This is a genomic window from Knoellia remsis (assembly GCF_003002895.1).
In the GTDB taxonomy this organism is placed as follows: domain Bacteria; phylum Actinomycetota; class Actinomycetes; order Actinomycetales; family Dermatophilaceae; genus Knoellia; species Knoellia remsis.
On record NZ_PVTI01000001.1, the window covers coordinates 111,241 to 136,846 of the forward strand.

At 70.7% G+C, this 25,606-nt stretch carries 24 protein-coding genes and 1 riboswitch; of the genes, 11 read left to right on the plus strand and 13 right to left on the minus strand.

The window, feature by feature from the left end:
* Positions 1-10 precede the first annotated feature (10 nt).
* From BCF74_RS00500 to leuA, 8 genes are all read left to right on the plus strand, one after another.
* The gene (locus BCF74_RS00500; RefSeq protein WP_106296005.1) at positions 11-1,120 is read left to right on the plus strand and encodes a PhoH family protein; all 1,110 of its coding nucleotides are present in this window, start codon (positions 11-13) and stop codon (positions 1,118-1,120) included.
* Entirely contained in the window at positions 1,117-1,584 is a 468-nt protein-coding gene (gene ybeY, locus BCF74_RS00505) for an rRNA maturation RNase YbeY (RefSeq protein WP_106296006.1), read from the plus strand. Before BCF74_RS00500 ends, ybeY begins: the two co-directional genes overlap by 4 nt.
* A gap of 51 nt (positions 1,585-1,635) precedes the next feature.
* Positions 1,636-2,997 (plus strand): hemolysin family protein, encoded by a 1,362-nt coding sequence (locus BCF74_RS00510; protein ID WP_106296007.1) that lies wholly within the window; start codon positions 1,636-1,638, stop codon positions 2,995-2,997.
* Positions 2,990-3,979 carry a GTPase Era gene (gene era, locus BCF74_RS00515; RefSeq protein ID WP_106296008.1) on the plus strand — a complete coding sequence of 330 codons (990 nt, stop codon included), beginning with the start codon at positions 2,990-2,992 and terminating at the stop codon, positions 3,977-3,979. The genes BCF74_RS00510 and era overlap by 8 nt, the downstream gene beginning before the upstream one ends.
* Positions 3,980-4,287: 308 nt before the next feature.
* Positions 4,288-6,213: a BCCT family transporter gene (locus BCF74_RS00520; protein ID WP_106296134.1), complete on the plus strand. Its 1,926-nt coding sequence runs from the start codon at positions 4,288-4,290 to the stop codon at positions 6,211-6,213.
* Positions 6,214-6,257: 44 nt separating this feature from the next.
* Positions 6,258-7,304 (plus strand): aspartate-semialdehyde dehydrogenase, encoded by a 1,047-nt coding sequence (locus tag BCF74_RS00525; RefSeq protein WP_177426619.1) that lies wholly within the window; start codon positions 6,258-6,260, stop codon positions 7,302-7,304.
* A complete protein-coding gene (ddaH, locus tag BCF74_RS00530; RefSeq protein ID WP_106296009.1) occupies positions 7,301-8,068 on the plus strand; it encodes a dimethylargininase in 768 nt (255 codons plus the stop codon). The genes BCF74_RS00525 and ddaH overlap by 4 nt, the downstream gene beginning before the upstream one ends.
* A 193-nt stretch (positions 8,069-8,261) precedes the next feature.
* Complete coding sequence (gene leuA / locus BCF74_RS00535) at positions 8,262-10,013, plus strand: 2-isopropylmalate synthase (RefSeq protein WP_106296010.1); 1,752 nt, start codon at positions 8,262-8,264, stop codon at positions 10,011-10,013.
* Between the two features lie 69 nt (positions 10,014-10,082).
* Here the strand turns inward: leuA and BCF74_RS00540 are convergent, their stop codons facing one another.
* From BCF74_RS00540 to BCF74_RS00570, 7 genes are all read right to left on the minus strand, one after another.
* Positions 10,083-10,739, minus strand: coding sequence for a TenA family protein (locus BCF74_RS00540; RefSeq protein WP_106296011.1), 657 nt, complete (start codon positions 10,737-10,739; stop codon positions 10,083-10,085).
* Positions 10,736-11,578 carry a bifunctional hydroxymethylpyrimidine kinase/phosphomethylpyrimidine kinase gene (thiD, locus tag BCF74_RS00545; RefSeq protein WP_106296012.1) on the minus strand — a complete coding sequence of 281 codons (843 nt, stop codon included), beginning with the start codon at positions 11,576-11,578 and terminating at the stop codon, positions 10,736-10,738. Before thiD ends, BCF74_RS00540 begins: the two co-directional genes overlap by 4 nt.
* Positions 11,575-12,264 (minus strand): thiamine phosphate synthase, encoded by a 690-nt coding sequence (thiE, locus tag BCF74_RS00550; RefSeq protein ID WP_245889134.1) that lies wholly within the window; start codon positions 12,262-12,264, stop codon positions 11,575-11,577. The genes thiD and thiE overlap by 4 nt, the downstream gene beginning before the upstream one ends.
* Complete coding sequence (thiM, locus tag BCF74_RS00555; protein WP_106296013.1) at positions 12,261-13,100, minus strand: hydroxyethylthiazole kinase; 840 nt, start codon at positions 13,098-13,100, stop codon at positions 12,261-12,263. Before thiM ends, thiE begins: the two co-directional genes overlap by 4 nt.
* Positions 13,090-13,185, minus strand: a riboswitch (TPP riboswitch). Its footprint overlaps the gene before it by 11 nt.
* 136 nt (positions 13,186-13,321) lie before the next feature.
* Positions 13,322-13,945: an alpha-ketoglutarate-dependent dioxygenase AlkB gene (locus BCF74_RS00560; RefSeq protein WP_106296014.1), complete on the minus strand. Its 624-nt coding sequence runs from the start codon at positions 13,943-13,945 to the stop codon at positions 13,322-13,324.
* 81 nt (positions 13,946-14,026) lie between these two features.
* A complete protein-coding gene (locus BCF74_RS00565) occupies positions 14,027-15,031 on the minus strand; it encodes a peptidoglycan-binding protein (protein ID WP_106296015.1) in 1,005 nt (334 codons plus the stop codon).
* A 50-nt stretch (positions 15,032-15,081) separates the two neighbouring features.
* Complete coding sequence (locus tag BCF74_RS00570) at positions 15,082-15,789, minus strand: hypothetical protein (RefSeq protein ID WP_106296016.1); 708 nt, start codon at positions 15,787-15,789, stop codon at positions 15,082-15,084.
* Positions 15,790-15,886: 97 nt separating this feature from the next.
* Here BCF74_RS00570 and recO point away from each other — a divergent pair, with 97 nt between their 5' ends.
* The 3 genes from recO (at position 15,887) to BCF74_RS00585 (ending at position 20,900) form a co-directional block, all read left to right on the plus strand.
* Positions 15,887-16,612, plus strand: coding sequence for a DNA repair protein RecO (gene recO, locus BCF74_RS00575; RefSeq protein ID WP_106296137.1), 726 nt, complete (start codon positions 15,887-15,889; stop codon positions 16,610-16,612).
* Positions 16,609-17,415: an isoprenyl transferase gene (locus tag BCF74_RS00580; protein ID WP_106296017.1), complete on the plus strand. Its 807-nt coding sequence runs from the start codon at positions 16,609-16,611 to the stop codon at positions 17,413-17,415. The genes recO and BCF74_RS00580 overlap by 4 nt, the downstream gene beginning before the upstream one ends.
* Before the next feature lie 215 nt (positions 17,416-17,630).
* A complete protein-coding gene (locus BCF74_RS00585) occupies positions 17,631-20,900 on the plus strand; it encodes an endo-alpha-N-acetylgalactosaminidase family protein (protein ID WP_106296018.1) in 3,270 nt (1,089 codons plus the stop codon).
* Between the two features lie 166 nt (positions 20,901-21,066).
* Here BCF74_RS00585 and BCF74_RS00590 read toward each other — a convergent pair whose 3' ends face one another.
* From BCF74_RS00590 to BCF74_RS00615, 6 genes are all read right to left on the minus strand, one after another.
* Positions 21,067-21,891, minus strand: a complete 825-nt coding sequence (locus tag BCF74_RS00590; protein WP_218279168.1) for a DeoR/GlpR family DNA-binding transcription regulator — start codon at positions 21,889-21,891, stop codon at positions 21,067-21,069.
* A gap of 85 nt (positions 21,892-21,976) precedes the next feature.
* Positions 21,977-22,363 (minus strand): Fur family transcriptional regulator, encoded by a 387-nt coding sequence (locus BCF74_RS00595; RefSeq protein ID WP_106296019.1) that lies wholly within the window; start codon positions 22,361-22,363, stop codon positions 21,977-21,979.
* Positions 22,360-23,448: a metal ABC transporter permease gene (locus BCF74_RS00600; protein WP_106296020.1), complete on the minus strand. Its 1,089-nt coding sequence runs from the start codon at positions 23,446-23,448 to the stop codon at positions 22,360-22,362. The genes BCF74_RS00595 and BCF74_RS00600 overlap by 4 nt, the downstream gene beginning before the upstream one ends.
* On the minus strand, positions 23,445-24,275 hold the full coding sequence (locus BCF74_RS00605) for a metal ABC transporter ATP-binding protein (protein WP_106296139.1): 831 nt from the start codon (positions 24,273-24,275) through the stop codon (positions 23,445-23,447). The genes BCF74_RS00600 and BCF74_RS00605 overlap by 4 nt, the downstream gene beginning before the upstream one ends.
* Entirely contained in the window at positions 24,272-25,198 is a 927-nt protein-coding gene (locus tag BCF74_RS00610) for a metal ABC transporter substrate-binding protein (protein ID WP_106296021.1), read from the minus strand. Before BCF74_RS00610 ends, BCF74_RS00605 begins: the two co-directional genes overlap by 4 nt.
* Before the next feature lie 42 nt (positions 25,199-25,240).
* Positions 25,241-25,522, minus strand: coding sequence for a DUF6703 family protein (locus tag BCF74_RS00615; protein ID WP_106296022.1), 282 nt, complete (start codon positions 25,520-25,522; stop codon positions 25,241-25,243).
* Positions 25,523-25,606 lie beyond the last annotated feature (84 nt).

Consider the following 25,606-nt stretch of genomic DNA (forward strand, 5'->3'; position numbering starts at 1 on the left):
CGTGGGCGACATGACAGACGCACCGCATCCCTCCGCGTCGACGGAACCGTCGACGCACACTCCCGTCCACACGGTCACCATCCCGGCCGACGTCGCGATGGTGTCCCTCCTCGGACCGCGCGACGAGCTGCTGCGCACCATCGAGCGACAGTTCCCGCTGACGACGATCCACGTCCGCGGCAACGAGTTCCACATCTCCGGTCCCAGCGCCGAGGTGGCCCTCGTCGAGCGGGTCATCGACGAGCTGCTCGCCGTCATCGACGGTGGGCAGGCCCTCAACCGCGACGCCGTCGAGCGCTCCATCTCGATGCTGCGCTCGCAGACCGCCGAGCGCCCGGCCGACGTCCTGACGATGAACATCGTCTCCTCGCGCGGTCGCACCATCCGCCCGAAGACGTTGGGGCAGAAGCGCTACGTCGACGCGATCGACGACAACACGATCATCTTCGGCATCGGCCCGGCCGGCACCGGCAAGACCTACCTCGCCATGGCCAAGGCGGTCGCCGCCCTCCAGGCCAAGCAGGTCAACCGGATCATCCTCACCCGTCCCGCGGTCGAGGCGGGGGAGCGGCTCGGGTTCCTCCCGGGCAGCCTCAACGACAAGATCGACCCCTACCTCCGGCCGCTCTACGACGCGCTGCACGACATGGTCGACCCCGACTCGATCCCACGCCTCATGGCGGCCGGGACGATCGAGGTCGCTCCGCTGGCCTTCATGCGCGGCCGGACCCTGAACAGCTCGTTCGTCATCCTCGACGAGGCGCAGAACACCACGCCCGAGCAGATGAAGATGTTCCTCACCCGCCTCGGGTTCGGGTCCAAGCTCGTCGTCACCGGCGATGTCACCCAGGTCGACCTGCCCGGCGGCACCCGCAGCGGCCTGCGGGTCGTGCGCGACATCCTGCGCGGGGTCGAGGACATCCACTTCTCCGAGCTCACCGCACAGGACGTCGTGCGGCACCGACTCGTCGGCGAGATCGTCGACGCGTATGGCCGCTGGGACGAGTCCCAGCACCGCCGCCCCTCGTCGGACCGGCCGGCTCGCCGGCCGCGCAAGGCGATCCACGACGCCGGTGACCTGCCGCCCGGCGCCGGCCCCAACGACCGGGACGACGCGTGAGCATCGACGTCCTCAACGAGACCGAGTTCCAGCTCGACGAGCTCGAGCTGGTGGCGCTCTCGCGCTACGTCCTCGGCGAGATGAAGGTCCACCCGCAGGCCGACCTCGTCCTGCGGCTCGTCGACGAGGCCGCCATGGAGACCCTGCACGTGCAGTGGATGGACCTCCCCGGCCCCACCGACGTCATGTCCTTCCCGATGGACGAGCTGCGGCCCGGCCGGGACGGTGAGGAGCCCGAGGAGGGTGTCCTCGGCGACATCGTCCTGTGCCCGAGCGTCGCCGAGAAGCAGGCGGCCCAGGCCGGACACGCGACCGAGGAGGAGCTGCTCCTCCTCACCACGCACGGCATCCTCCACCTCCTCGGCTACGACCACGCCGAGCCCGAGGAGGAGAAGGAGATGTTCGAGCTGCAGCGCCAGCTCCTGCTCACCTTCCTCGCGACGAGGGGCCGGGCCGGTGCCTGACCCCTGTAGTCCCAGCGGGGACGACCCCAGCGCACACCGGGAGCCGGCGGCATGACCCAGCTCGTCATCATCAGCCTTCTCGGCCTCGTTCTCGCCTTCGCCCTCTCGGCCGCAGAGGCCTCGCTGCAGCGCACGTCACGCGTGCGCGCGCAGGAGCTGCTTGAGGAGGGGCGCGCTGGCTCCCGCAGCCTCGTGACCGTCGTCGGCGACAGCGCGGCATACCTCTCCGTGGTCTCGTTCGTCCGCGTCATCGCCGAGATGACGACCGCTGTCCTCGTGACCATCGCCGTGCACCGGACCCTCGACGGCACCTGGACACCGCTGCTCGTCTCGATCGGCATCCTCGCGGTGCTCTCGTTCGCCCTCGTCGGCGTCTCGCCCCGCACCCTCGGCAACCAGCACTCGACCAGGGTCGCGCTGCTCGCCGCCCCGGTCGCCATCGGGCTACGCCGTGTCCTCGGGCCGTTCGCGAAGCTACTCGTCGTGCTCGCCAACGCGGTGACACCGGGCAAGGGCTACCGCGACGGGCCGTTCGAGAGTGAGTCCGAGCTGCGTGACCTCGTCGACCTCGCCGGGGAGTCCTCGCTCATCGAGGCGGGCGAGCGCCAGATGATCCACTCCGTCTTCGAGCTCGGCGACACCCTCGCCCGCGAGGTCATGGTCCCGCGCACCGACATGGTGACGATCGACTCCGACCGCGTCGCCAAGCAGGCGATGAACCTGTTCCTCCGCAGCGGCTACTCCCGCATCCCGGTCACGGGTGAGGACTCCGACGACGTGCTGGGTCTGCTCTACTTCAAGGACGTCGTGCGCCGCGTCAACGCCGGTGGCCCGGCCACGCCGGTCACCGAGATCATGCGGCCGATGCCGTTCATCCCCGAGTCCAAGCCCGTCGACGCCCTGCTCCGCGAGATGCAGCGCGACCAGACCCACTTCGCCCTCGTCATCGACGAGTGGGGTGGCACCGCAGGCCTGGTGACGATCGAGGACATCATCGAGGAGATCGTCGGTGAGATCGCCGACGAGTACGACCGCGAGACCCCGGACATCGAGGACCTCGGCGACGGGCGCTGGCGTGTCGACGCGACGATGGACATCGACGACCTCGCCGACCACCTCGACGTGAGCATCGAGGAGGACGAGGTCGACACCGTCGGCGGGCTCATTGGCAAGACCATCGGCCGCGTGCCGATCCTCGGCTCCACGTGCGAGGTCGCGGGGCTGCGGCTCACCGCCGAGCGCATGGCCGGGCGGCGCCACCGGATCGCGACCGTCCTCGTCGAGCGGGTCGAGCCCGGGGACGACGACCACGAGGCGGCCCCGACCGGCGAGCACGACACCGGCGAGAGCCGTGACTCCCGCGAACCCAGCCGGGGCAGGGAGCCCGTCGAGACCGGGAGCCGCCGTGAGTGACGACACCCGAACCACCGACGCCACCGCCGAGACCACGCCGGCCGGCGACGCCGCCGCGGCCGGCGAGGCACCGGCATACGTCGCGGGTTTCGCCTGCCTCGTCGGGCGGCCCAACGCCGGCAAGTCGACGCTGACCAACGCCCTCGTCGGCGAGAAGGTCGCCATCACGTCGAGCAAGCCGCAGACGACCCGGCACACGATCCGCGGCATCGTCACGACCCCCACGAGCCAGCTCGTCCTCGTCGACACCCCGGGCCTGCACAAGCCGCGCACCCTCCTCGGCGAGCGGCTCAACGACCTCGTCCGCGAGACGCTGCTCGACGTCGACGTCGTCGGGTTCTGCCTTCCGTCGGACCAGCGCATCGGGCCGGGGGACCAGTTCATCGCGAATGAGCTGGCCGAGTTGCAGCGCGCCAAGCGGACTCCCGTCGTCGCGCTCGCCACGAAGTCCGACACCGTCGACCGGCAGCGCCTCGCCGAGCACCTCATCGCCATCGACCAGCTGGGGGAGTGGGCCGAGATCGTGCCCTGCTCCGCGACCCGCGGCGACCAGGTCGACACCGTCGCGCAGGTGCTCGCGTCCTACCTCCCGCCGTCCCCGGGACCGCTCTACCCCGACGACGTGCTCACCGACGAGCCCGAGACGGTGATGATCGCCGAGCTCGTGCGCGAGGCCGCACTCGAGGGCGTGCGTGACGAGCTGCCGCACTCCATCGCGGTCGTCGTCGAGGAGGTCCTGCCCCGCGAGGACCGGCCCGCGGACAAGCCGCTCACCGACGTGCGCGTCAACGTCTTCGTCGAGCGCTCGTCGCAGAAGGCGATCATCATCGGCCGTGGTGGTTCGCGGCTGCGCGAGGTCGGCGCGACGGCACGCCAGGGCATCGAGAAGCTCCTCGGTCACCGGGTCCACCTCGACCTGCACGTCAAGGTCGCCAAGGACTGGCAGCGCGACCCCAAGCAGCTGCAGCGCCTCGGCTTCTGACCCGCTGCCGGGCCGCTGCTGGGCGCCCCGTCTGCCGTCCGACTGCCGCCCGTATGCCGTCCGCGCGGCTGTCCGTGCGAGCGTGACCTTGCTCTCACCGGGAGTTTCTCCGCGGTAACGATGCAGTGACGAAGCACGGTGAGATTTGAGTTTCAACTGCCGATCTCGGCATGGTGGGTCGTTGGTACACCCACGGTCAACGACGACACGAACGCTCATACGCAACTGACCACACGGCATACGAAACTCCCGAGACGAAGTGAAGGAGCGGCGCACACCACGCCGATTCACCTGTGACGACGAAACTCATGAAGACCGGACCGACGGCCCCGGGGGAGGCCGCTGGCGAACACGACCGGCTCGACGGTCCCCTGCGCGGCGCGAGGCCGCACCCCGCCCTCGACCACCACGTCGAGGAGCACTCGGCCAACGGTCCCCAGAAGCTCGACACCGTCGTCTTCGGCGTCACGGCCGTCATCGCGATCGGGTTCGTGCTCTGGGGCTTCCTCAACACCGAGTCACTCGGCACCGCGTCGGCGAACAGCCTCAGCTGGGTCGTGACGAACATGGGCTGGCTCTTCGCGCTCGTCGCGTCGGGCTTCGTCGTGTTCGTCATCTGGCTCGCGGCAAGCAAGTACGGCCGCATCCCGCTCGGCCGCGACGACGAGGAGCCGGAGTTCCGGACCGTGTCGTGGATCGCGATGATGTTCAGCGCCGGCATGGGCATCGGCTTGATGTTCTACGGCGTCTCGGAGCCGCTGTCGCACTTCGTCACCCCGCCGCCCGGGACCGGCGCGGCCGGGAACCCGGAGGCCGTGCAGACGGCCATGGCGACGACCCTCTTCCACTGGACGCTGCACCCGTGGGCGATCTACGCGGTCGTCGGCCTCGCCGTGGCGTACGGCGTCTTCCGCAAGGGCCGCTCGCTGCTCATCAGCTCGGCCTTCGCGCCGCTGCTCGGTGAGAAGCGCGCCAACGGCCCGGCCGGCAAGGTCATCGACATCCTCGCGATCTTCGCCACCCTCTTCGGCTCGGCCGCCTCGCTCGGCCTCGGCGCCCTCCAGATCGGTTCCGGGCTCGAGATCGTCGGCGGCATCGGCACGGTCGGCAACGGCGTCCTCGTCGCGATCATCACGATCCTCACCGTGTGCTTCATCCTGTCCGCCGTCTCGGGCGTCGCCAAGGGCATCCAGTGGCTGTCGAACATCAACATGGTGCTCGCCGTCGTCCTGGCGTTCTTCGTCTTCGTCGTCGGCCCGACGGTGTTCATCCTCGACCTCGTGCCGACCGCGATCGGCTCCTACTTCCAGGACCTCGCGATGATGTCGGCCCGCACCGACGCCTCCGGTGGCGACGCGATGCAGGAGTGGCTCTCCGGCTGGACGATCTTCTACTGGGCCTGGTGGGTCTCGTGGACCCCGTTCGTCGGCATGTTCATCGCGCGCATCTCGCGCGGCCGCACGATCCGCCAGTTCGTCACCGGCGTGCTCTTCGTCCCGAGCGTCGTCTCGCTCGTGTGGTTCGCGATCTTCGGTGGCGCCGGCATCCAGCAGCAGCGCTCCGGCATCGACATTGCCGGCGAGGGCTCGGCCGAGGGCTCGCTCTTCGCGATGCTCGGCAACCTGCCGCTGTCGACCGTCACCTCGATCGTCGTCATGCTCCTCGTCGCGATCTTCTTCGTGTCCGGCGCGGACGCGGCCTCGATCGTCATGGGCACGCTCTCCGAGCGCGGGACGCTCGTGCCGAGCCGCCCGACGGTCATCTTCTGGGGTGCGGCCACAGGTGCCGTCGCCGCCGTCATGCTGCTCGTCGGTGGTGACGACGCCCTGACCGGACTGCAGAACATCACGATCGTCGCGGCCCTGCCGTTCCTCCTCGTGATGATCGGCCTGGCCATCGCGCTCGTGAAGGACCTGAGCAAGGACCCGCTCATCGTCCGTCGTGCGTACGCCGTGGCCGCGGTCGAGCAGGCCGTCGTCAGCGGCGTGACCGACCACGGCGACGACTTCACCCTCGTCTACGAGGAGGCCAAGCCCGGCGAGGGGGTGGGCGAGCTCGTCGCCATCCCGACGTCGGCGGCGGCCAGCGAGAGTGAGGACGTGCTCGTCGACGGCGCCGACCGCAGCCACACCGACGTTCGCACCGGCTCCGACGCCGGTCGGGACGCCGGCACCAACACCGGTCGGGACGCCGGCACCGACGCCGACCACGGCGGCCGGGTGCCCACCAGCTGACCGGACGGATCGACCCGACACGCATGGCTCCTACACTGGGAGCCATGCGTGTTGGTGTCTACGGTGCAACCGGTCAGGTCGGTTCGGTCATGCGGACCCTGCTCGACGAGCGGGACTTCCCCGTCGAGCAGATCCGCTACTTCGCGTCCGAGCGGTCGGCGGGCTCGACGCTGCCGTGGCGCGGTGAGGACGTCACGGTCGAGGACACCGCCACGGCCGACTTCTCGGGGCTCGACATCGCGCTGTTCTCCAACGGCGGCTCGACGTCGAAGGAGTGGGCGCCGCGCGTCGCCGAGGCGGGCGCGACGGTCGTCGACAACTCCTCGGCCTGGCGCCGCGACCCTGACGTCCCGCTCGTCGTCGCCGAGGTCAACCCCGAGGACCTCGACACCGTCCCCAAGGGCATCGTCGCGAACCCCAACTGCACGACGATGGCCGCGATGCCGGTTCTCAAGCCGCTGCACGACGCCGCCGGGCTCGTCCGGCTCAACGTCGCGTCGTACCAAGCCGTCTCCGGATCCGGCGGCAAGGGCGTCACCGAGCTCGACACCCAGCTGCGCGGCGGGTATGCCGCGGGCGACCCGCGCGGGCTCGCCCTCGACGGGCGCGCGGTCGCCGTCCCCGAGCCCAACGTGTATGCCGTGCCGGTCGGCTTCAACGTCGTGCCCCTGGCCGGATCGCTCGTCGACGACGGGTCGGACGAAACCGACGAGGAGCAGAAGCTGCGCAACGAGTCGCGCAAGATCCTGCACGTCCCGGACCTCCTCGTCTCGGGCACCTGCGTGCGCGTCCCGGTCTTCACCGGCCACTCGCTCGCCATCCACGCCGAGTTCGAGGGCGAGCTCGACCCCGAGCGTGCCCTCGAGCTGCTGGGCAAGGCGCCCGGCGTCGTCGTGACCGACGTGCCGAACCCGCTCGAGGCCGCCGGCCGCGACGAGGTCTTCGTCGGACGGGTGCGGGCCGACCAGTCGGCCCCGGCCGGCAAGGGGCTCGTGCTCTTTGTCGTCGGCGACAACCTGCGCAAGGGTGCGGCGCTCAACGCGGTGCAGATCGCCGAGGAGCTCGCCCGCCGCGCCGGCGTGTCCGCGTGACCCGTCGCACCGCACTCGTCCGCCGTCCCGGCCCTCGTCTCGCCGAGGGGCTCGTCACCCACCTCGACCGCTCGCCGATCGACGTCGACCTCGCGATGCAGCAGTGGGAGTCGTATGCCGCTGCGCTGCGGTCCGCGGGGTGGCACCTCGTCGAGGTGCCGGAGGCCGACGACTGCCCCGATGCCGTCTTCGTCGAGGACGCCGTCGTCGTCGCTGGTGACCTCGCCGTCCTCACGAATCCCGGTGCGGCAGAACGCAAGCCGGAGGTCGACGCCGTCGAGGCGGTCGTGCGCGACCTCGGCTACCGCGTGGCCCGCATCGAGGACCCGGGCACCCTCGACGGGGGAGACGTCCTCAAGACCGGCGACACGGCATACGTGGGCCTCGGTGGACGCACCAACGGCGCCGGGGTCCAGCAGCTCGCGGGGCACCTGGCGTCCGTCGGCCTGCGCACGCAGGCCGTGACCGTCGAGCGCGCGCTGCACCTCAAGTCCGCGGTGACCGCGCTGCCCGACGGCACGGTCATCGGGTGGGACCCGGTCGTCGACTGGCCGCAGGCGTTCCCGGCCTACCTCTCGATGCCGGAGGAGGGCGGCGCGCACGTCGTCGATCTCGGCGACGGGGTGCTGCTCATGGCGGCGAGTGCGCCGAAGTCCGCCGACATCGTGCGCAGCAGCGGCTACGACGTCGTCACCGTCGACATCGGCGAGTTCGAGAAGCTCGAGGGCTGCGTCACCTGCCTCTCCGTGCGCTGTCGCGGCTGAGACCAAGGTGACCACAGTGCGGACCGGTGACTGACGCTGTGGCGCGCGGACGGCATACTGACGACCGTGCGAACCTCTCGCCTCCTCCTTCGCTGCCGCGGCGGGGCCTGACTGATCGGCCGCCCCTCGTCGCGGAGTTCGCTGTGCCCGGCTGACACCCCCAGCTGATGACCAGCACGACGAGAGGCGAGAGATGATCCACCCCCAGCAGCCGTCGGGGATGCCGACGACGAAGTACGTCCCCTTCCAGGACCAGATCAGCGTCGAGCTGCCCGACCGCACGTGGCCCGACCAGGTGATGACGAAGGCGCCGCGCTGGTGCGCTGTCGACCTGCGCGACGGCAACCAGGCGCTCATCGACCCGATGGACTCCGAACGCAAGATGCGCATGTTCCAGCTCCTCGTGAAGATGGGCTACAAGGAGATCGAGGTCGGGTTCCCCAGCGCGAGCCAGACCGACTTCGACTTCGTGCGCGAGCTCATCGACGGCGGGCACATCCCCGACGACGTGACGATCCAAGTGCTCACCCAGTGCCGCGACCACCTCATCGAGCGGACCTTCGACGCGATCCGCGGGGCCAAGCAGGCCATCGTGCACTTCTACAACTCGACGTCGGTGCTGCAGCGGCGGGTCGTCTTCGACCTGCCGGAGGAGGGCATCATCGACATCGCCCTGCAGGGGGCGCGCCTGTGCCGCAAGCTCGAGGAGACGATCCCCGAGACCGACGTCTACTACGAGTACTCGCCGGAGTCCTACACCGGCACCGAGCTCGAGTTCGCGGTGCGGATCTGCAACGAGGTCATCGACGTCATCGACCCGACGCCGGACCACAAGATGATCATCAACCTGCCCGCGACCGTCGAGATGGCCACCCCGAACGTCTACGCCGACTCGATCGAGTGGATGATCCGCCACCTCGACCGGCGCGAGTCCGTCGTCGTCAGCCTGCACCCGCACAACGACCGCGGCGAGGGCGTCGCAGCCGCCGAGCTGGGCTACCTCGCCGGCGCGGACCGCATCGAGGGCTGCCTCTTCGGCAACGGTGAGCGCACCGGCAACGTCTGCCTCGTGACCCTCGGCATGAACCTCTTCAGCCAGGGCATCGACCCGCAGATCGACTTCTCCGACATGGCCGAGATCCGGCGCACCGTCGAGTACTGCAACCAGCTGCCCGTCCACGAGCGCCACCCGTGGGGCGGCGACCTCGTCTACACGGCCTTCTCCGGCTCCCACCAGGACGCCATCAAGAAGGGCTTCGAGGACATGGAGCGCCGCGGCCGCGCCGACGGCAAGAGCGTCGACGAGCTCGACTGGGGCGTGCCCTACCTGCCCATCGACCCGCACGACATCGGGCGCTCCTACGAGGCGGTCGTGCGCGTCAACAGCCAGTCCGGCAAGGGCGGCTCGGCCTACCTGCTCAAGTCCGAGCACGGCCTGGACCTCCCGCGCCGGCTGCAGGTCGAGTTCTCCCAGGTCGTGCAGCGGCGGGCCGACGAGCTCGGCGGCGAGATCACGGCGGCCGAGCTGTGGCAGGTCTTCCGCGACGAGTACCTCCCGGCCAAGCCCGGCAAGCGCAACGACTGGGGCCGGTTCACGCCGGTGAGCCACACCCTCGTGAGCGAGGAGGACGGGCGCGACCACATCACTGCGGTCATGCTCGACCGGGGCGAGGGCGACCGCGAGATCACCGTCGACGGCTGGGGCAACGGCCCGATCGCGGCCTTCATCGACGCGCTCTCGACGATCGGCGTCGACGTGCGGGTGCTCGACTACTCCGAGCACGCCCTGTCCTCCGGTGGGGACGCGCGGGCGGCAGCCTATGTCGAGTGCGCCGTCGGCGACCGGGTGCTCTGGGGCGTCGGTGTGCACTCCTCGATCGTGCGGGCATCGCTCACCGCGGTGCTCTCGGCGGTCAACCGGGCCGAGCGCGACGCGGCGGCGTGACCTTCACCGTGTGTGGCTGACGCAGACGTGGGTGTCTGCGTCAGGCACACAAGGCACGGGAAGTCGGCGTCAGACGGGCCAGGTCTCGAGACGCATCGGCGCGTCCCAGAACATCCACTCGTAGCGTGCCGCCGTCGCGAAGGCGTCGTGCATCCGCGCGACGACGTCGGGGCTCGACCCGGCTGCGGCCTCGTCGACGATCTCGCGGGCCCGCGCGGTCGACGCCGCGAACTCCGGGTCGCCGTAGGTGCCGATCCAGTCGCCGAAGGGGTGGTCGGCGAGGTCGCCTCGGGCCGTCACGGACTCCTTGAGCCGGCGGCCGACGTCGTCATAGATCCAGAAGCACGGCAGGATTCCCGCGATGAGCTCTGGATAGCAGCCGCGCGTCCCGAGTGTGAGGAGGTACGACGTGTATGCCGTGCACGTCGGGCTCGGGCTAGTGGCACCGAAGTCGGCAACATGGGCAGCGTGCAGCTCGCGCTCGACGATGACCGCGCCGCGCGCACTCTCGGCCCAGAAGACGAGGTGGTCGGGGTCGACGCTCTGGCTGGCCGCGAGGGCGAGCGCGCGGCCATACGAGGCAAGGTAGTGCGCGTCCTGCGCGAGGTACTCGTCGAAGACGGCCCGGTCGAGGGTGCCGGCCTCGAGCTCGACGAGCAGGGGGAGGCGGTCGATGGCCTCGCGGATGGGGGCGATCGCCGCCCAAGCGTCGTCGGAGAACGTCATGCACGCCCCCAGACGTCGTGGAAGTGGTGGACCGGGCCGTTCCCCGCCCCGATGCCCAGACCGTCGGCGGCTCGCAGCGCACCGGTCAGGTAGTCCTTGGCGTCGCGGGCGGCCTCGAGCCAGGAGGCACGTTGTGGGAACAGCGCGGCGACTGCGGACGACAGCGTGCACCCGGTGCCGTGCGTGTTGCGGGTGTCGACGCGCGGGGCGCGGAGCAGCTCCACCCGATCCCCGTCGAACCACACGTCGACGGCGTCCTCGCCCGTGGCGTGGCCGCCCTTGAGCAGCACGCGGCGAGCCCCGAGCCGCTCGACGAGCTGACAGGCCTGCCGCTCCATCGCGGCGACGTCGGCGGCGACCTCGGTGCCGAGGAGGACCGCGGCCTCGTGCAGGTTGGGGGTGATGACGGCGGCGCGTGGCACGAGCTCGCGCATCGCGGCGACGGCGTCCTCGTCGAGGAGCCGGTCCCCGCTCGTCGCGACCATGACGGGGTCGAGCACGGCGGGCGCGCCGAGGCGGTCGCCCAGCAGCTCGCCGACCGCCTCGACGATCGCGGCGTCGGCGAGCATCCCGATCTTCACGGAGTCGAGCGCGACGTCGTCGACGAGCGTGCGCACCTGGGCGGTGACGAACTCCGGCGGCACGACGTGGACGCCGGTGACGCCGCGGGTGCTCTGTGCGGTGAGCGCGGTGATGGCGGCGCAGCCGTAGGCGCCGAGCGCGCTGAAGGTCTTGAGGTCGGCCTGGATCCCGGCGCCGCCGGACGGGTCGCTCCCGGCGATGCTGAGCACCACGGGCGGCCGGGTGGCCGCACCGTCGGTCGTGTCGGTGGGGGTCATGAGGTCCTTCCTTCGTATGCCGCGCGCAGCTCGCGTGCCGCCGTGGCCGGGTCGTCCGCGTCGCAGATGGCACTCACGACGGCGATGCCGTGAACTCCGCTGTCCCGCAACGTCGCTGCGCGTTCCGTGGTGATTCCGCCGATGGCGACGCACGGCCACGGGCTGGCGGCGCTGATGGTCCGCAGGCGCTCGATGCCACCCGGGGGAGCGGCGTTCGGCTTGCTGCCGGTCGGCCACACCGGACCGACACCGAGGTAGTCGGGTGTCGCCCCGCTCGAGCGAGCCTCGTCCACGTGGACGAGCGTCTGTGCGGACAGGCCGACGTATGCCGTGTCGCCGAGTGCGGCGCGCGCCTCGCCGGCGGAGGTGTCGGACTGTCCGACGTGCACTCCGTCCGCGCCGATGGCGCCGACGAGGTGGACCCGGTCGTTGACCAGCAACGGCACGCCGGTGCCTTCGAGGACGGAGGCGACCTCTCGACCGAGGGTCACGAACTCCTCATCCGGAAGGTTCGGGTCGCGCAGCTGCACGCACGTGACCCCGCCTCGGACGGCGGCCGCCACGACCTCGGGGACCGGACGGCCGGGGGAGTGCACCGGCCCGATGACGAGGTAGAGCGTGAGGTCGAGCGGGGCTCGCTCGCCACCGCCTGACCCGCAGTCCGCCACGGAGAGAACGGCGCTCACGACAGCCGCACCCGCGCAGCCAGGTCCTCCGTGGTCGCCGTGTGCAGCCCGTCGAGCAGCGCCACCGCGAAGCTGCCGGGGCCGGCACTCGTCTCCGCCGCCGGCTCGGCTGCGACGGTGAGCAGGGTGGTTGCCGTCGCCGCGGCGGCAAGGCGGTCATCGGTCACGGCAGCGCATGCGGCCATGAGTGCACCCAGCGCGCACCCGACGCCGGTGACGAGAGTGAGCCATTCGTGCCCGTTGGCCAGACGCGCGACACGCTCTCCGTCGGTGATGACATCGACCTCGCCGGAGACTGCGACGACGGTGTCGTGCTCGCGGGCGAGCATTCGTGCGGTCTCCAGAGCGTCCTGCGAGGTGTCCGTCGCGTCGACGCCCCGGCCGCCCGCGCCACCGGCGAGGGCGAGCACCTCGGACGCGTTGCCACGGATGATTGACGGACGTTGCCGCAGAAGGGTCTTCGCGGTTTCTGTGCGCCACGACAGCGGACCGACAGCGACCGGGTCGAGCACCCACGGCGTCGCCGCGAGACGGGCCGACTCCGTGGCCAAACTCATGGCCTTCACGGTGTCCTCGGTCGGCGTCCCGAGGTTGACGAGCAGGGCGCTGGCCACCCCCGCGAACTCGGCGGCCTCGTGGGAGTTGTCCACCATCGCGGGCGCGGCACCGGCGGCGAGCAGGACGTTCGCCGTCCAGTTCGTCACGACGGAGTTCGTGATGCACTGCACCAGTGGTGTCTGCGTGCGCAGGTCCGCGAGCACGGAGGCGAGGTCGGCAGGTGCGAGTGCCGGGCCCTCACCGGCGGTGGCGGTCGGGTCGACGGATCGAGTCGTCATCGGACGTCCCTTCGCTAGTACGAGCTAGATCAGGTTCAACGGGTGTGATCTCAGCCCGCTCCAGCAGGCACCCCGCGTCGCCTTCGACCCTAGACGACCCCGTCGCAGCCCACAGACCCACCCCACGTCCCCCGACTGATTGCCGGTTCCCGGCACCCCTCCCCGGACTGATTGCCGATTCCCGGCACAGCGGGTGCCTGGAAAGAGCAATCAGTCGCGGGTCAGCGGACGCCGCGGGGGCGGAACTGGATCGAGATGCGCGGACCGACCGGCTTGCTCGTCTTGGGGATCGCGTGGTCCCACGTGCGCTGGCACGACCCACCCATGACGACAAGGTCGCCGTGCCCGAGGGAGAAGCCGATCGACGACCCGCCGCCACGCGGCCGCAGCATGAGCGAGCGGGCCGACCCGACCGACAGGATCGCGACCATCGTGTCCAGGTCCTTCGCCCGACCGATGCGGTCACCGTGCCACGCGACGGAGTCACGGCCGTCGCGGTAGAGGCACATCCCGGCCGTGACGAACCGCTCACCCAGCTCACCGGCATACCTCTCGCACAATGCTTCTCGCACGGTGACGAGTGCAGGGTGGGGCAGCGGCTCGCCCTCCTCGTAGAACTTCAGCAGCCGCGGGACGTCGACCACGCGCTCGTACATCTCGCGCCGCTCCGCCTTCCACGGCACGCCGGAGTGCAGCGCGTCGAAGAGCACGTCGGCACCGCCCAGCCACGCCGGCTGGTAGTCCACCCACGCGCCGCGCGAGAGGTGCGTCCGGGTGGGCGCGAGGGGCCCGACCTCGACGACGTCACCGGTGTCGAAGAGCGAGCTCTGCAGGACCGCGGCCATGCCGCCGACGCTACCTCAGATCGAACGCATGTTCTAGTGTCTGTGCAGGTATGCCGTCCGCTCACCTCACGCGCGCGGGTGTCAGTACGTGAGGCGGGACCACGTGACCGGGCCGACGACACCGTCGGGCGTGATCCCCCGGGAATTCTGGAACGCCGTGACCTTGGAACGGGTCACGTCGCCGAACGCGCCGTCGGCGGTGAGCGAATAGCCGCGCGCGGTGAGTGTCTTCTGCGCCGCGACGACGGCCTCACCAGAGGAGCCGTACTGCACGACGACGACGAGCGCGGCCCACGTCTTCGGTCCGACGACCCCGTCGGGCGTGAGCCCCCGGGAGTTCTGGAACGCCTTGACCTTGGCGAGGGTGATGTCTCCGAAGGATCCGTCGACGGTGAGGGACTGCCCGCGCGCCCGCAGCAGGTGCTGGATCGCGGTGACCCGGAAGCCGGTCGCGCCGAAGCTGACCGTCCGCCAGGTCGTCGTCGTGGTTCCGCCGCCGCCACCGCCGATCTTCGTCACGAGAGCGGCGAGCCGCGCGTCACCCGGACGCACGTTGATCTCGAAGTGCATCTCGTCCTTGCGTGAGGAGTAGTCGCCGCCCCAGCGCACGACGCCGTCGCAGTAGGTGAGGATCGAGCGGATCCGGCTGACCTGCGTCGAGCTGAAGGTGCCGGATGCTCCGAGCGGGTGCCGCGGGGCGTTGCAGTCGATGGCCGTGCCCGACGCGTGGTTGGAGTAGGTGGTGCTGCCCGAGATGGCGCGGAAGTTGTAGCCCCAGTTCCAGCCGTCGACGAGGGCCTCGACCTCGTTGTGGAACCGCGTCGCGACGTAGCCGAGAATCGTGTGCACCTGCCCCGACTTCACCCCGGCGGGGAAGGAGCGGCCGGCGATGCTGAAGCCGGTGATGCCGATCGCGCTCGGGCTGCTGCTCGCCGGCCAGCCGTTCTGCGAGGTCGCGGCCTGCGCCGCCCCGGCGCCGGCAAGCACGAGTCCACCGCCGAGGACGAGGCCTCCGCCGCCGCGGAGCAGGGCGCGCCGCCCCACGGCCGAGGTCGTCGTGCCGGGCTCTGGATGCTGGTCGCACATGGTCGTACCCCTCGTTCAGTCGCGGTCAAAAGTGCTCTGCCGCAACGAACCTAGGGCTGACCGTCGTCGGGCGCGACCGGAGCGGGCGGGGAGTCCTCCCCGGCCCTTCCGGTGGCGAGATCCCTCCCGGGGCTGTATGCCGCCTGGGTCATCGGGGCGTAGGCGAACCAGCCCATGCCCACCTCTGGGTCGAAGTCCGGCAGCGGCCAGAGCTCACGCGCCTGCGCCGCGACCGCGCGCCATGCGTCCGTGGCGAGGTCGACTCGGGTCTCAGGGATGTCCAGGTCGTCCCAGCGGAGGACCGCCGTGGCAGCGCCGTGCGGCACGGGTCGGAGCCACCACGACTGGTGCGCGCGCACGTCCATCCCGCCGCCGAGGCTGCACTGCAGCAGGGGCCGAGACTCGTCCACGTCGCCCGGTTCGGAGTCGACGCGCGAACCGAGCTTCGTGCCGTCGGCGAGCAGGATGCCGAACCGCGGCTCGCTGCGCATGCCATAGGGGCCATCGATCCGTGGGAGCGCATCGGGGTGCAGCCACACGTCCAGTTGGAGCTCGACCCCGCGGTCGTGGACTCGGGCGCGGTCCAGCCGGATGACGACGTCGGGTCGGTTCACGATGTCGAGGTCGGCCATGACGGTGACCGGCACGACGTTGAGCGGCGGCGACCACGGCACGTTGTGGACCTGCTGGCTCGTCTCCTCCTCCGACGGCGGGGGCGGAGGCGGGAGCGGGTCGAAGAAGGGCTCATCCGTGCTCATTCCCCGACGCTACTGGCACCGCACGGGCGGCGACGCGACATCGACGGTAACGGCACGGCATACCGGCGATGTCGGTGCGGCAGGGGACAATGGTGTGGTGCCGCTCTACCGAGACCAGGGTGTCGTCCTGCGCACCCACAAGCTGGGGGAGGCCGACCGCATCATCACCGTCCTCACCCGGACCCTGGGCAAGGTGCGCACCGTCGGCAAGGGCGTGCGCCGCACGAAGTCCCGCTTCGGCGCGCGCCTCGAGCCGGGCATGCTCATCGACCTCCAGTGCTACGAGGGCCGGACCCTCGACACGGTGACCCAGGCCGAGACGGTCGAGCCGTGGGGTGACGTCATCGCCCGCGACTACGACGCGTGGACCGCCGCGAACGCCGTCCTCGAGACGTGCGACCGGCTCACCGAGGAGCGCGAGCCGGCGCTCCAGCAGTACCTCCTCGTCACCGGCGCGCTGCGCTCGCTCGCAGGCAAGGAGCACGACCCCCGGCTCGTCCTCGACGCCTACCTGCTGCGCGCGCTCGCGATCGCCGGCTGGGCGCCGAGCTTCCACGACTGCGCACGGTGTGGCGCGCAGGGTCCGCACCGCGCCTTCCACATCGTCTCCGGCGGCGCCGTCTGTCCCGTATGCCGTCCGCCCGGTTCCGCGGCGCCCGCGCCGGAGACGTTGCGGCTGTTGGCCGCCCTGCTGGCGGGGGACTGGGCCATCGCCGACGCGTCCGACCCGCGACACCGGCGCGAGGGGTCGGGACTCACCAGCGCGTTCCTGCAGTGGCATCTCGAACGAGGGGTCCGTTCGCTCCGTATGGTGGAGCGGTGACGAGCCGAGACACGGCATACGCCAAGCCCTTCCCGCACCCGAGTGGTGCGCAGCCTCCGGCGCTGGCGCCGGGACAGGTGCCCGGGCACGTCGCCATCGTCATGGACGGCAACGGTCGCTGGGCCAACCAGCGCGGGCTGCCGCGAACCAAGGGGCATGAGGCCGGTGAGGCGGCGCTGCTCGACGTCGTCGCCGGAGCCATCGAGGCCGGGGTGAGTCACCTGTCGGCCTACGCCTTCTCGACCGAGAACTGGAAGCGGTCGCCCGACGAGGTGCGCTTCCTCATGGGCTTCAACCGTGACGTCATCCGTCGCCGCCGCGACCAGCTCAACGAATGGGGCGTCCGGATGCGCTGGGTCGGGCGGCGGCCGAAGCTGTGGAGCTCGGTCATCAAGGAGCTCGAGATCGCGCAGGAGATGACGAAGGACAACACCGGGCTCACGTTGTACTTCTGCGTCAACTACGGGGGCCGGGCCGAGCTCGGTGACGCTGCGCGGGCGCTCGCCGAGGACGTCGCACACGGCCGGGTCAAGCCGCGCAGCGTCGACGACCGCACGCTGGCGCGCTACCTCCCGGAGCCGGGTATGCCGGACGTCGACCTCTTCGTGCGCTCGTCGGGGGAGCAGCGCACGAGCAACTTCCTGCTGTGGCAGAGCGCGTATGCCGAGATGGTCTTCCTCGACACGCTGTGGCCGGACTTCGACCGGCGCGACCTGTGGCGCGCCATCGAGATCTATGCCGACCGGGAGCGTCGCTACGGCGGCGCCGTCGACCTCGCCGCCACGCCGGTCACGACCGACTGATTGCCGGGTTCCCGGCGGTCGCGCCGGCCGGGAACCGGCCACCAGTCGTGGATGGGTGAGGACGGCGTGACCGGAAATGCGCAGTCCGGCTGGTCATTTCCTTCGTGGGGTGCATGGCCCGCTCGTAGCGTGGTGTGACCAGGCCCGCACTGTCGCTGCCCGTGGTTCCCTCCCGGCGAACCGGCGACGTCGCCGGCCATCACGAGGAGGAAGACGTGGCACGCAGACACACAGGAGCGCTGGCCCTCGCGCTCGCCGGAGCGGTCGGGCTCTCGATGACCCCGGCCGCAGGAGCGGCCGTGCCGACGGCGCCGTCCGGCGCACCCGGCGCCGTGGGCGCGGCAACCGAAGCTCTCGACATCGCCGTCCCGGAGGGTGCCCTGACGATCACCGACGGCACCCTCACCGTCCGCACCCACCCGGACTTCCCGCAGGTCGTCGACTACCGCCTCGGTGGCAAGCAGCTCGCCGGACGCCTCGGCTCAGCGCTGACCTCGATCACCGTCGACGGGGTCGAGCAGCCCGTCACGGTCGGCACGGCCACGGTGTCGGGCGCCAGCGTCAGCTATCCGGTGACGTTCACCAAGCTCCCGGGCGCCTCGCTCACGGCGGTCATCTCGGTCAAGGACGGGGCCGTCACCTACTCGCTCACCAAGATCGCCGACCCGCAGCGCAAGCTCAACCGGATCTCCATCCCCGACCTCGACCTCGTCTCCGTCACCGGCGACGACCCGAAGTCCCAGATCATGGCGACGAAGATGAGCATCAACCGCAACGTGCCGGGAGACACGCTCATCACGGTGGCAGGCGCCGAGGAGGGCGCGGGCAACGCGTGGATGGTCACGGCCAACGACTCCGGACTCGCCGCCGGCTTCGAGACCAACGCCATCGGCGACAACACGGTTCCCGGGCGCGGCAGCAACGCCGACCGCTTCCGCCAGCGGGTGCACACCGTCGACGGTGTCCGGGTCGGCAGCGTCGGTGCCGCGGAGTGGACCTACCGGGGCCAGGCCGTCTCGACCTACGACGACGGCTCGGGCATCGGCGTCGATCCCGACCCGAAGATCACCGTGAAGATCACGGCGGACGCCAACCGCGACGCCGTCGTCAACTGGCAGGACGGCGCGCTGGCGACCCGCGACATCCTCACGCCCTTCGTCGGCATGGAGGACGTCAAGAACTACGTGGTCGCGAGGATCCCGTTCAACATCGTCTCCCAGGCGACGCACCCCTTCCTGCGGACCCTCGACGACACCAAGCGGATCGCGCTCGCCACGGACAAGCTCGGGCAGCAGGCGCTGCTCAAGGGCTACCAGGCCGAGGGGCACGACTCCGCCCAGGGCGACTACGGCGACAACTACAACGAGCGCGCTGGTGGCCTGAAGGACATGAAGACCCTCGTCTCCGAGGGCAAGGACTGGAACGCCACCTTCGGCGTCCACGTCAACGCGACCGAGAGCTACTCCGAGGCCAACTCGTTCGGCGAGGACCTGCTCACCATGCCGCCCGTCGCGGGCTGGGGGTGGATGAACCAGTCCTACAAGATGAACAACCAGAAGGACCTGGCGACGAACAACGTCTTCGAGCGCCTCGCCGAGCTGCGCAAGAACTTCCCGGCGGACTCCAACATGAACTGGCTCTACTGGGACGTCTACTACCCGCGCGGGTGGGAAGGTGACCGGTTCGCCGCCGAGGCGCAGAAGCAGGGCTGGCGGATCAGCTCCGAGTGGTCCTACGCCATGCCGCAGGCCAACACCTGGGCGCACTGGGCCGTCGATGAGAACTACGGCGGTGCCACCCACAAGGGCATCAACTCCCAGCTCGCGCGCTTCGTCCAGAACTCCTACCGCGACACGTGGAACCCCGACCCCAGGCTCGGCAACCCCAACATCGTGGAGTTCGAGGGCTGGCAGCGCAAGAACGACTACAACGCCTTCATCAAGAACGTGTGGGAGCGCAACCTGCCCGCGAAGTTCCTCCAGCAGTCCGACATCATGCGCTGGCAGGACAAGAGCATCACGTTCGAGAACGGCACGGTCGTCACATCGCCGCTCGACACCATCGACGGCAAGACCGTCCCGACCAACCGCACCATCACCTTCGACGGCGCGACGGTCTACGACCAGGGCAGCTACCTGCTGCCATGGAAGGACGGCGGCTCGGACCGGCTCTACTACTGGAACCCCGGCAAGGCCAAGGCGACTTGGGAGCTGACCGACGCCTGGGCGTCGCAGAAGCAGCTCACCCTCTTCAAGCTCACCGACACGGGCCGGGCCAAGGTTGCCGACGTTCCGGTGACGGGCGGCAAGGTCTCCCTTCCCGCGACGGAGGCGGACACGGCATACGTGCTCTACCCGACGTCGAAGGTGCCGGCAGCGCAGGCCCCGAACTGGGGTGAGGGCAGCGGCATCTCCGACCCCGGCTTCTTCTCCGGCACCCTCGACGCGTACCGCACGTCGGGCTCGGTGAAGGTCGTCCGGACCGACCGCGGCAACTTCCAGGCCGAACTCGGCCCACGCGCGTCGTCCGTGGGTCAGCAGCTGCGGCTCCCGGCGGGCTCGTACAGCGCCTGGGCCTGGGTCGAGATCGAGCCCGGCAAGACCCGGACGGTGTCCGTCCGAGCGACCGGAGACGTCGCGGCGCAGCCCACGCAGGGCGGGCACCGGGGCCAGGTGGCGACCACGATCACCTCGAGCTCGGCGATCAACGCCACCGCCTCCGACGAGAAGAAGGGCACCTACTTCCAGCGAGTGCCGATCCGGTTCACGACGCGTGGCGGTCCGGTCAACCTCACCGTGCGCGCCGACGCGGGCGCGGCGAAGGTGTCGGTCGACGACCTGCGGGTCGTTCCGTGGACGGCGCCCGCGGAGGCCGGCGCGGTCCCCGGCACCGTGGCCTTCGAGGACTTCGAGAACGTCGACACCGGCTACTGGCCGTTCGTCACGGGGTCCCGCAACGCTGGCGGTGACGCTCGCACCCAGCTCGCGAAGCGGCACGAGCCGTACTCGCAGTCCGGCTGGTACGGCCTCGTCAACGGCGGCGGCTCGACCGCCGTGGAGGGCCAGAAGTACCTCGACAACGCCCTCGACGGTGACTGGTCGCTGATGTCCAACGAGGAGAACCGCGGGCTCGTCCTGCGCTCCACGTCGGCGTCGGTGCCCACGAAGCCGGGCAGGACCTACAAGGTCACGTTCGACTACCAAGCGGCCTATGACGACGACTACTCCGTCGTCGTCGGCACCGACACGGCGACCGCGACGGGCTGGAAGGAGAACATCACGAAGACCATGCCCGTGGCACAGGCGCGTGGCGCCGGCTGGAGCCTCGGTGACGAGCGCGGTTCTGGCACAAAGCAGTTCACGTTCGAGTTCACCGCGGGCGACGCGACCACCCCGACGTTCTTCGGCGTGGTGAAGTCCGGCAGCGGCCGTCAGGGCAACCTCGTCATCGACAACCTGCGGGTCGTCGAGGTCGGAGGGCGCTGACCCGAGGGCCGGTGGACCCGAGGGCCGGTGGACCCGAGGGTCCCCCGGTCCGACGGCCCCGCTGACCACGGCCCACGGACACGGGCGGGTCCCGTCGCACCACGCGACGGGGCCCGCCCGATGTCTGTCCTGCAGTCCCTCTCGGCCAGTCCCTCCCGGCCGGCGCTCAGGCCGGGTTGTCGACCAGGCCAGGGGTGGCGCGACCCGGCACGACCCGGACGTCCACGCCGGAGCCTCGAAGGTCGTCCAGGGACGCCTCCGAGGCTGCGCTGTCGGTGACGACGACATCGACATCCGCAAGGGTCGTGATGTGGGCTCCGGTCGACCGCCCGAGCTTGGTGTGGTCGACGACGAGGATGACGTGGCGGGCGCGCTGGATCATCGTGCGGTTGATCCGTGCCTCGGACGGGTCGTGGGTCGTGAGCCCTCCGGACAGGCTGACCCCGTCAGCGCCGACGACGGCGACGTCGATCCCCACGGTGCGCAGCGTCGACTCGGCGAGCTGTCCGACGAGCTCGAGCGAGCTGCTGCGCAGCATGCCACCCCCGATGAGAACCCGTGTCTGGCCGTGCTCGGCCGCGTGCAGGCCGATGCTCAGCGAGTTCGTGACGATCGTCAGGTCGGACCGGGTGCGCAGCGCCCGCACGACCTCGGCGGTGGTCGAACCCCCGGTGAGGCCGACAGTCTGCCGCCCCGGGGGGACGAGGGTTGCCGCCACCGCGGCGATGCGCGCCTTGGTGTGCTGCTGGTGGGCACCTCGCAGACGCACCGGCACCTCGCCACCCCCGACGGCGGGGCCGGCGCCACCGTGGGTTCGCACGAGGAGGCCCTGCTGCTCCAGACGGGCGAGGTCCCGGCGCACCGTTCCCGGCGACGTGCCGAGCAGCCCGGCCAGGCTGCTCACGGACAGGTGCCCTCGCGTCTCCAGCAGCTCGAGCACTGCCACCATCCGGTCGGAACGCCTGCGCGTCGGTGCACCGAAGTCGCTCATCTGACGGACTTGCCTCCTTCTCCCTGGCCTCCATCATCCCGCGTCCCGTCGGGGCGCGGGAGTGGCGTCAGGCGCAGGAGTGGCGTCAGTGTGAGGTGCAGGTGCCGAACAGCTCGATGGTGTGGGTGACGTCGGTGAAGCCGTTGGCGCGCGCGACCTCCTCGGCCCAGCGCTCGACCGCCGGCCCCTCGACCTCGACGGTGCGACCGCACTCGCGGCAGACGAGGTGGTGGTGGTGGGTCTCGGTCGCGCAGGCCCGGTAGACCGCCTCGCCGTCGTCGGTGCGCAGCACGTCGACCTCGCCGTCCGCGGCCATGGCCTGCAGGTTGCGGTAGACCGTCGCCAGCCCGACCGCGTCGCCGCGGTCGCCGAGTCGCGCGTGCACGTCCTGCGCCGAGAGGAACTCCGGTGTCTGCGAGAGCAGCTCGGCCAGCGCGGCCCGCTGCCGGGTGGGGCGTCGTGTCGTCGTCATCGGGTGGCCTCCTCGGTGCGTTCGTCGTCGACCGTATGCCGTCCGCGCGCCTCGTCGTCACCGTGCCGGTGGTCGTCGCCGAGCTGGCGGTCGTCACCGTGCCGGTGGTCGTCCCGGCCGGCGTCGCCGTGGTCGTCCCAGTGGTCGTCGTGCGCCGCGTGCCGGTGCCCGTCGTGGAGGTAGTCGACGTGACCGTCGTGCGCGATGGCGAGGTGGCCGCAGCGCGGACCGTGCTCGTGGTCGTGCCGCTCCGCCCGGGCGTGCGAGGCCCGACGCACCCGCCGGGCCAGCGCGGAGGCGAGGCTCAGGGCGAGGAAGACGCCGATCGCGATGAGCACGATCGTCCCGCCGCTCGGCGTCTCCGCGTAGAAGGAGAGGACGACTCCGGACACGCTCGACGCGAGCCCGATCAGCGAGGCCCACGCGAGGCTGCTCCGGAAGCTGCGCGAGACGAGCTGTGCCGACGCGTTGGGGATGATCATGAGTGCGGTGATGAGGAGCAGCCCGACGACCCGCATCGACACGACAACGGTGACGGCGGTCAACACGGACAGGGCCACGTTGTAGCCGCGCACGGGGAGCCCGACGGCGGTGGCGTACTCCTCGTCGCTCGCCACGGCGAAGAACCGCTGGCGCAGCACCAACGTCACCGTCACCACGACGGTCGCGAGCCCGGCGAAGACGACGATGTCGCTGCGGCTCGTCGTGAGGATGGCACCGAAGAGGTAGGCCGTGAGGTTCGCCGGTGTCGTCGCCGACGAGCGCGAGATGAGGACGACGCCCAGTGCGATGCCGCCGTAGAACATGACGGCGAGGGCGATGTCGCCGCTCGTGCGTCCGGTCGCCCGGATCACCTCCACCGCGACGGCCGCGGCGACGGCGGCCAGCAGTGCCGTGACGACCGGCATGGACCCCGTGAGGATTCCGACGGCGACACCGGCGAGGGCGACGTGCCCGATCCCGTCGCCGATGAGCGACATCCGGCGCTGCACGAGGAAGGCGCCGACGAGCGGCGCGGCGAGGCCGACGAGCACGGCGGCGACGAGCGCCTGACGCATGAAGTCGAGGGACAGCAGCTCGCTCATCGGTTCTCCTCCCGTGTCGGCAGGGGGTCGCTCACGACGGCGGCAAGGCCGGCCTCACGCGTGTCGTCGGGGGAGTGGTGGTGTCCGCTGCCGCGCTCGTGGCTGCGGTGTCCGGTGGCGTATGCCGCGGGGTCGCCGTCGAAGTCGACGTGTCCCCTGTCCATGCAGACGATGCGGGTGACGACGTCGCGGAAGGCGTCGAGCTCGTGGGTCACGACGAGCATCGAGGTGCCGGTGTCCACGAGACCCGCGAGGACGTCGGCGAGGACGCGCTGGTTCGCGGCGTCGACCCCGGCTGTGGGCTCGTCCATGATCAGCAGGTCCGGCCCGGCGGCGAGGGCGCGCGCGATGAGCACCCGGCGCTGCTGGCCGCCACTGAGGGCGGCGACGTCCTCGCCGGCCCGGTCGGCCAGACCGACGGCCTCGAGGGCGCGCTCGACCGTGGTCGCGTCGACGGCCGCCGCTGGACGCCACCACGGGCGCAGGGCGAGCCGTCCTGTGGCCACGACCTCACGGACGGTGGCGCGCACCGTCTGCGAGAGCGAGTGCCTCTGCGGGACGTAGCCGATGCGCGGCTTGTCCCGGAACCGCTCGATCGGGGTGCCGAAGAGCAGGACCTCGCCGCCGAGGTGTTCGGAGAGCCCGAGCAGCCCCTTGACGAGGGTCGACTTGCCCGACCCGTTGGGTCCGAGAAGGGCGACGACCTCGCCGGCGCGCTGCTCCAGACTGACCCGGTCGACGACCACGCGGTCGCCGTAGCCGAAGGATGCCGACCGCAGCTCGACGAGCGGTGGGGCGGCGTGCGCCGTGTCGTGTGCGGAGCTCATCGACACCCCTGTCCTTCGACGAGGGTCGCGAGGTTGGCCCGCATGACCTCGGGGTAGCTGCGACCCCTGGACGTGTCGGTGATGCCCTCGAGCGGGTCGAGCACCTCGACGACGGCGCCACTCTCGCGCGCCACGGTCTCGGCGAGCTCGGGTGAGACGAGTGGCTCGGCGTAGACGGTCGTGACCTTCTGCTCACGGATGAGCTCGACGACGGCCTTCATCGTCGCGGCGTTCGGCTCGACGTCGGGGGAGAGGCCGGAGATGCCCTCCTGGTGCAGGTCGTAGCGTGCGGCGAGGTAGCCGAAGGCGGCGTGGCCGGTGACCAGCTCGCGGCTCGCGCAGTTCTTGAGGCCCGCCGTGAACTCGTTGTCCAGCGTGGTCAGCTCGGCGACGAACGTCGCCGCGTTCTGCCGGTATGCCGGTGCGTTGCCGGCGTCGGTCTGCGCGAGCCGGTCGCCGATCGCCGTCACGGCCTCGGCGTACTTCGTGGGGTCGAGCCAGAAGTGCGGGTCGATGCCGCCGTGGTCGTGGTGCTCGTGGTCGCCACCCTGCTCCTCGGCGCTGTCGAGGGTGAGGTCGACCTCCGAGGTGACATCGAAGGTCTGCTCCTTCTCAAGTCCCTCGACGGCCGCGTCGACGGCGGCCTGGAAGCCCTTCTCGTAGACGACGAGGTCGGCGCGGTGCAGTCCGGCGACGTCCTTCGGGGTGAGCTCGAGGTCGTGCGGTTCGGCTCCGGCCCGGGTGAGGTTCGTGACGGTGACGTGGTCACCGCCGACGCGCTCCACGGCATACGCGAGGGGGTAGAAGGCGGCGCTCACGGCCAGGCGCCCGGCGCTGTCGCCGGCGGTGTCGGTCGTGGAGGAGCCGCAGGCGGAGAGGGCGAGCAGGCCGGCGACGACCGTGGCGAGAGAGGCGAGCTTCATGACAATCATTCTCAACTAGGGTGAGAATGATTGTCAAAAGGGTCAGCGGGGGAAGGCCTGGGTCAGGGTGATCGCGAGCGCCATCGCGACGACGGCGATGCGCATGAGCCGCTCCGGCGTCGTGAGCCGCGGCCAGCCGAGCAGGAGCAGCCAGAGGAGGAAGAGCGTCACGAGGGCGACGAGCACCCAGCCCCAGCCGGGGATGAGGATGCCGGCGACCATGAGTCCGAGGACGAGCAGGAAGGGGACGGCCCGCGGCAGTCCGGACATCGACCTCAGGGCAGGGGCGCTGGCGTTCTCCAGGGACTCGCGAAACGGTGACACGAGGGGTGAGCCTACGTGGTGGGAATGCGCTGAGGTCGACCGTCGTTCGATGGGTGAAAGTTCAACTAGTACGGCTCCCGAAGG

Coding starts and splice junctions, on each gene's coding strand:
- BCF74_RS00520 (WP_106296134.1), top strand. CDS start 4,288: ATGAAGACCGGACCGACGGCCCCGGGGGAGGCCGCTGGCGAACACGAC.
- BCF74_RS00595 (WP_106296019.1), bottom strand. CDS start 22,363: ATGACGACGACACGACGCCCCACCCGGCAGCGGGCCGCGCTGGCCGAG.
- BCF74_RS00525 (WP_177426619.1), top strand. CDS start 6,258: ATGCGTGTTGGTGTCTACGGTGCAACCGGTCAGGTCGGTTCGGTCATG.
- BCF74_RS00560 (WP_106296014.1), bottom strand. CDS start 13,945: ATGGCCGCGGTCCTGCAGAGCTCGCTCTTCGACACCGGTGACGTCGTC.
- BCF74_RS00565 (WP_106296015.1), bottom strand. CDS start 15,031: ATGTGCGACCAGCATCCAGAGCCCGGCACGACGACCTCGGCCGTGGGG.
- BCF74_RS00600 (WP_106296020.1), bottom strand. CDS start 23,448: ATGAGCGAGCTGCTGTCCCTCGACTTCATGCGTCAGGCGCTCGTCGCC.
- BCF74_RS00540 (WP_106296011.1), bottom strand. CDS start 10,739: ATGACGTTCTCCGACGACGCTTGGGCGGCGATCGCCCCCATCCGCGAG.
- BCF74_RS00605 (WP_106296139.1), bottom strand. CDS start 24,275: ATGAGCTCCGCACACGACACGGCGCACGCCGCCCCACCGCTCGTCGAG.
- BCF74_RS00570 (WP_106296016.1), bottom strand. CDS start 15,789: ATGAGCACGGATGAGCCCTTCTTCGACCCGCTCCCGCCTCCGCCCCCG.
- thiM (WP_106296013.1), bottom strand. CDS start 13,100: ATGACGACTCGATCCGTCGACCCGACCGCCACCGCCGGTGAGGGCCCG.
- leuA (WP_106296010.1), top strand. CDS start 8,262: ATGATCCACCCCCAGCAGCCGTCGGGGATGCCGACGACGAAGTACGTC.
- BCF74_RS00590 (WP_218279168.1), bottom strand. CDS start 21,891: ATGAGCGACTTCGGTGCACCGACGCGCAGGCGTTCCGACCGGATGGTG.
- BCF74_RS00500 (WP_106296005.1), top strand. CDS start 11: ATGACAGACGCACCGCATCCCTCCGCGTCGACGGAACCGTCGACGCAC.
- BCF74_RS00510 (WP_106296007.1), top strand. CDS start 1,636: ATGACCCAGCTCGTCATCATCAGCCTTCTCGGCCTCGTTCTCGCCTTC.
- thiD (WP_106296012.1), bottom strand. CDS start 11,578: ATGACCCCCACCGACACGACCGACGGTGCGGCCACCCGGCCGCCCGTG.
- BCF74_RS00610 (WP_106296021.1), bottom strand. CDS start 25,198: ATGAAGCTCGCCTCTCTCGCCACGGTCGTCGCCGGCCTGCTCGCCCTC.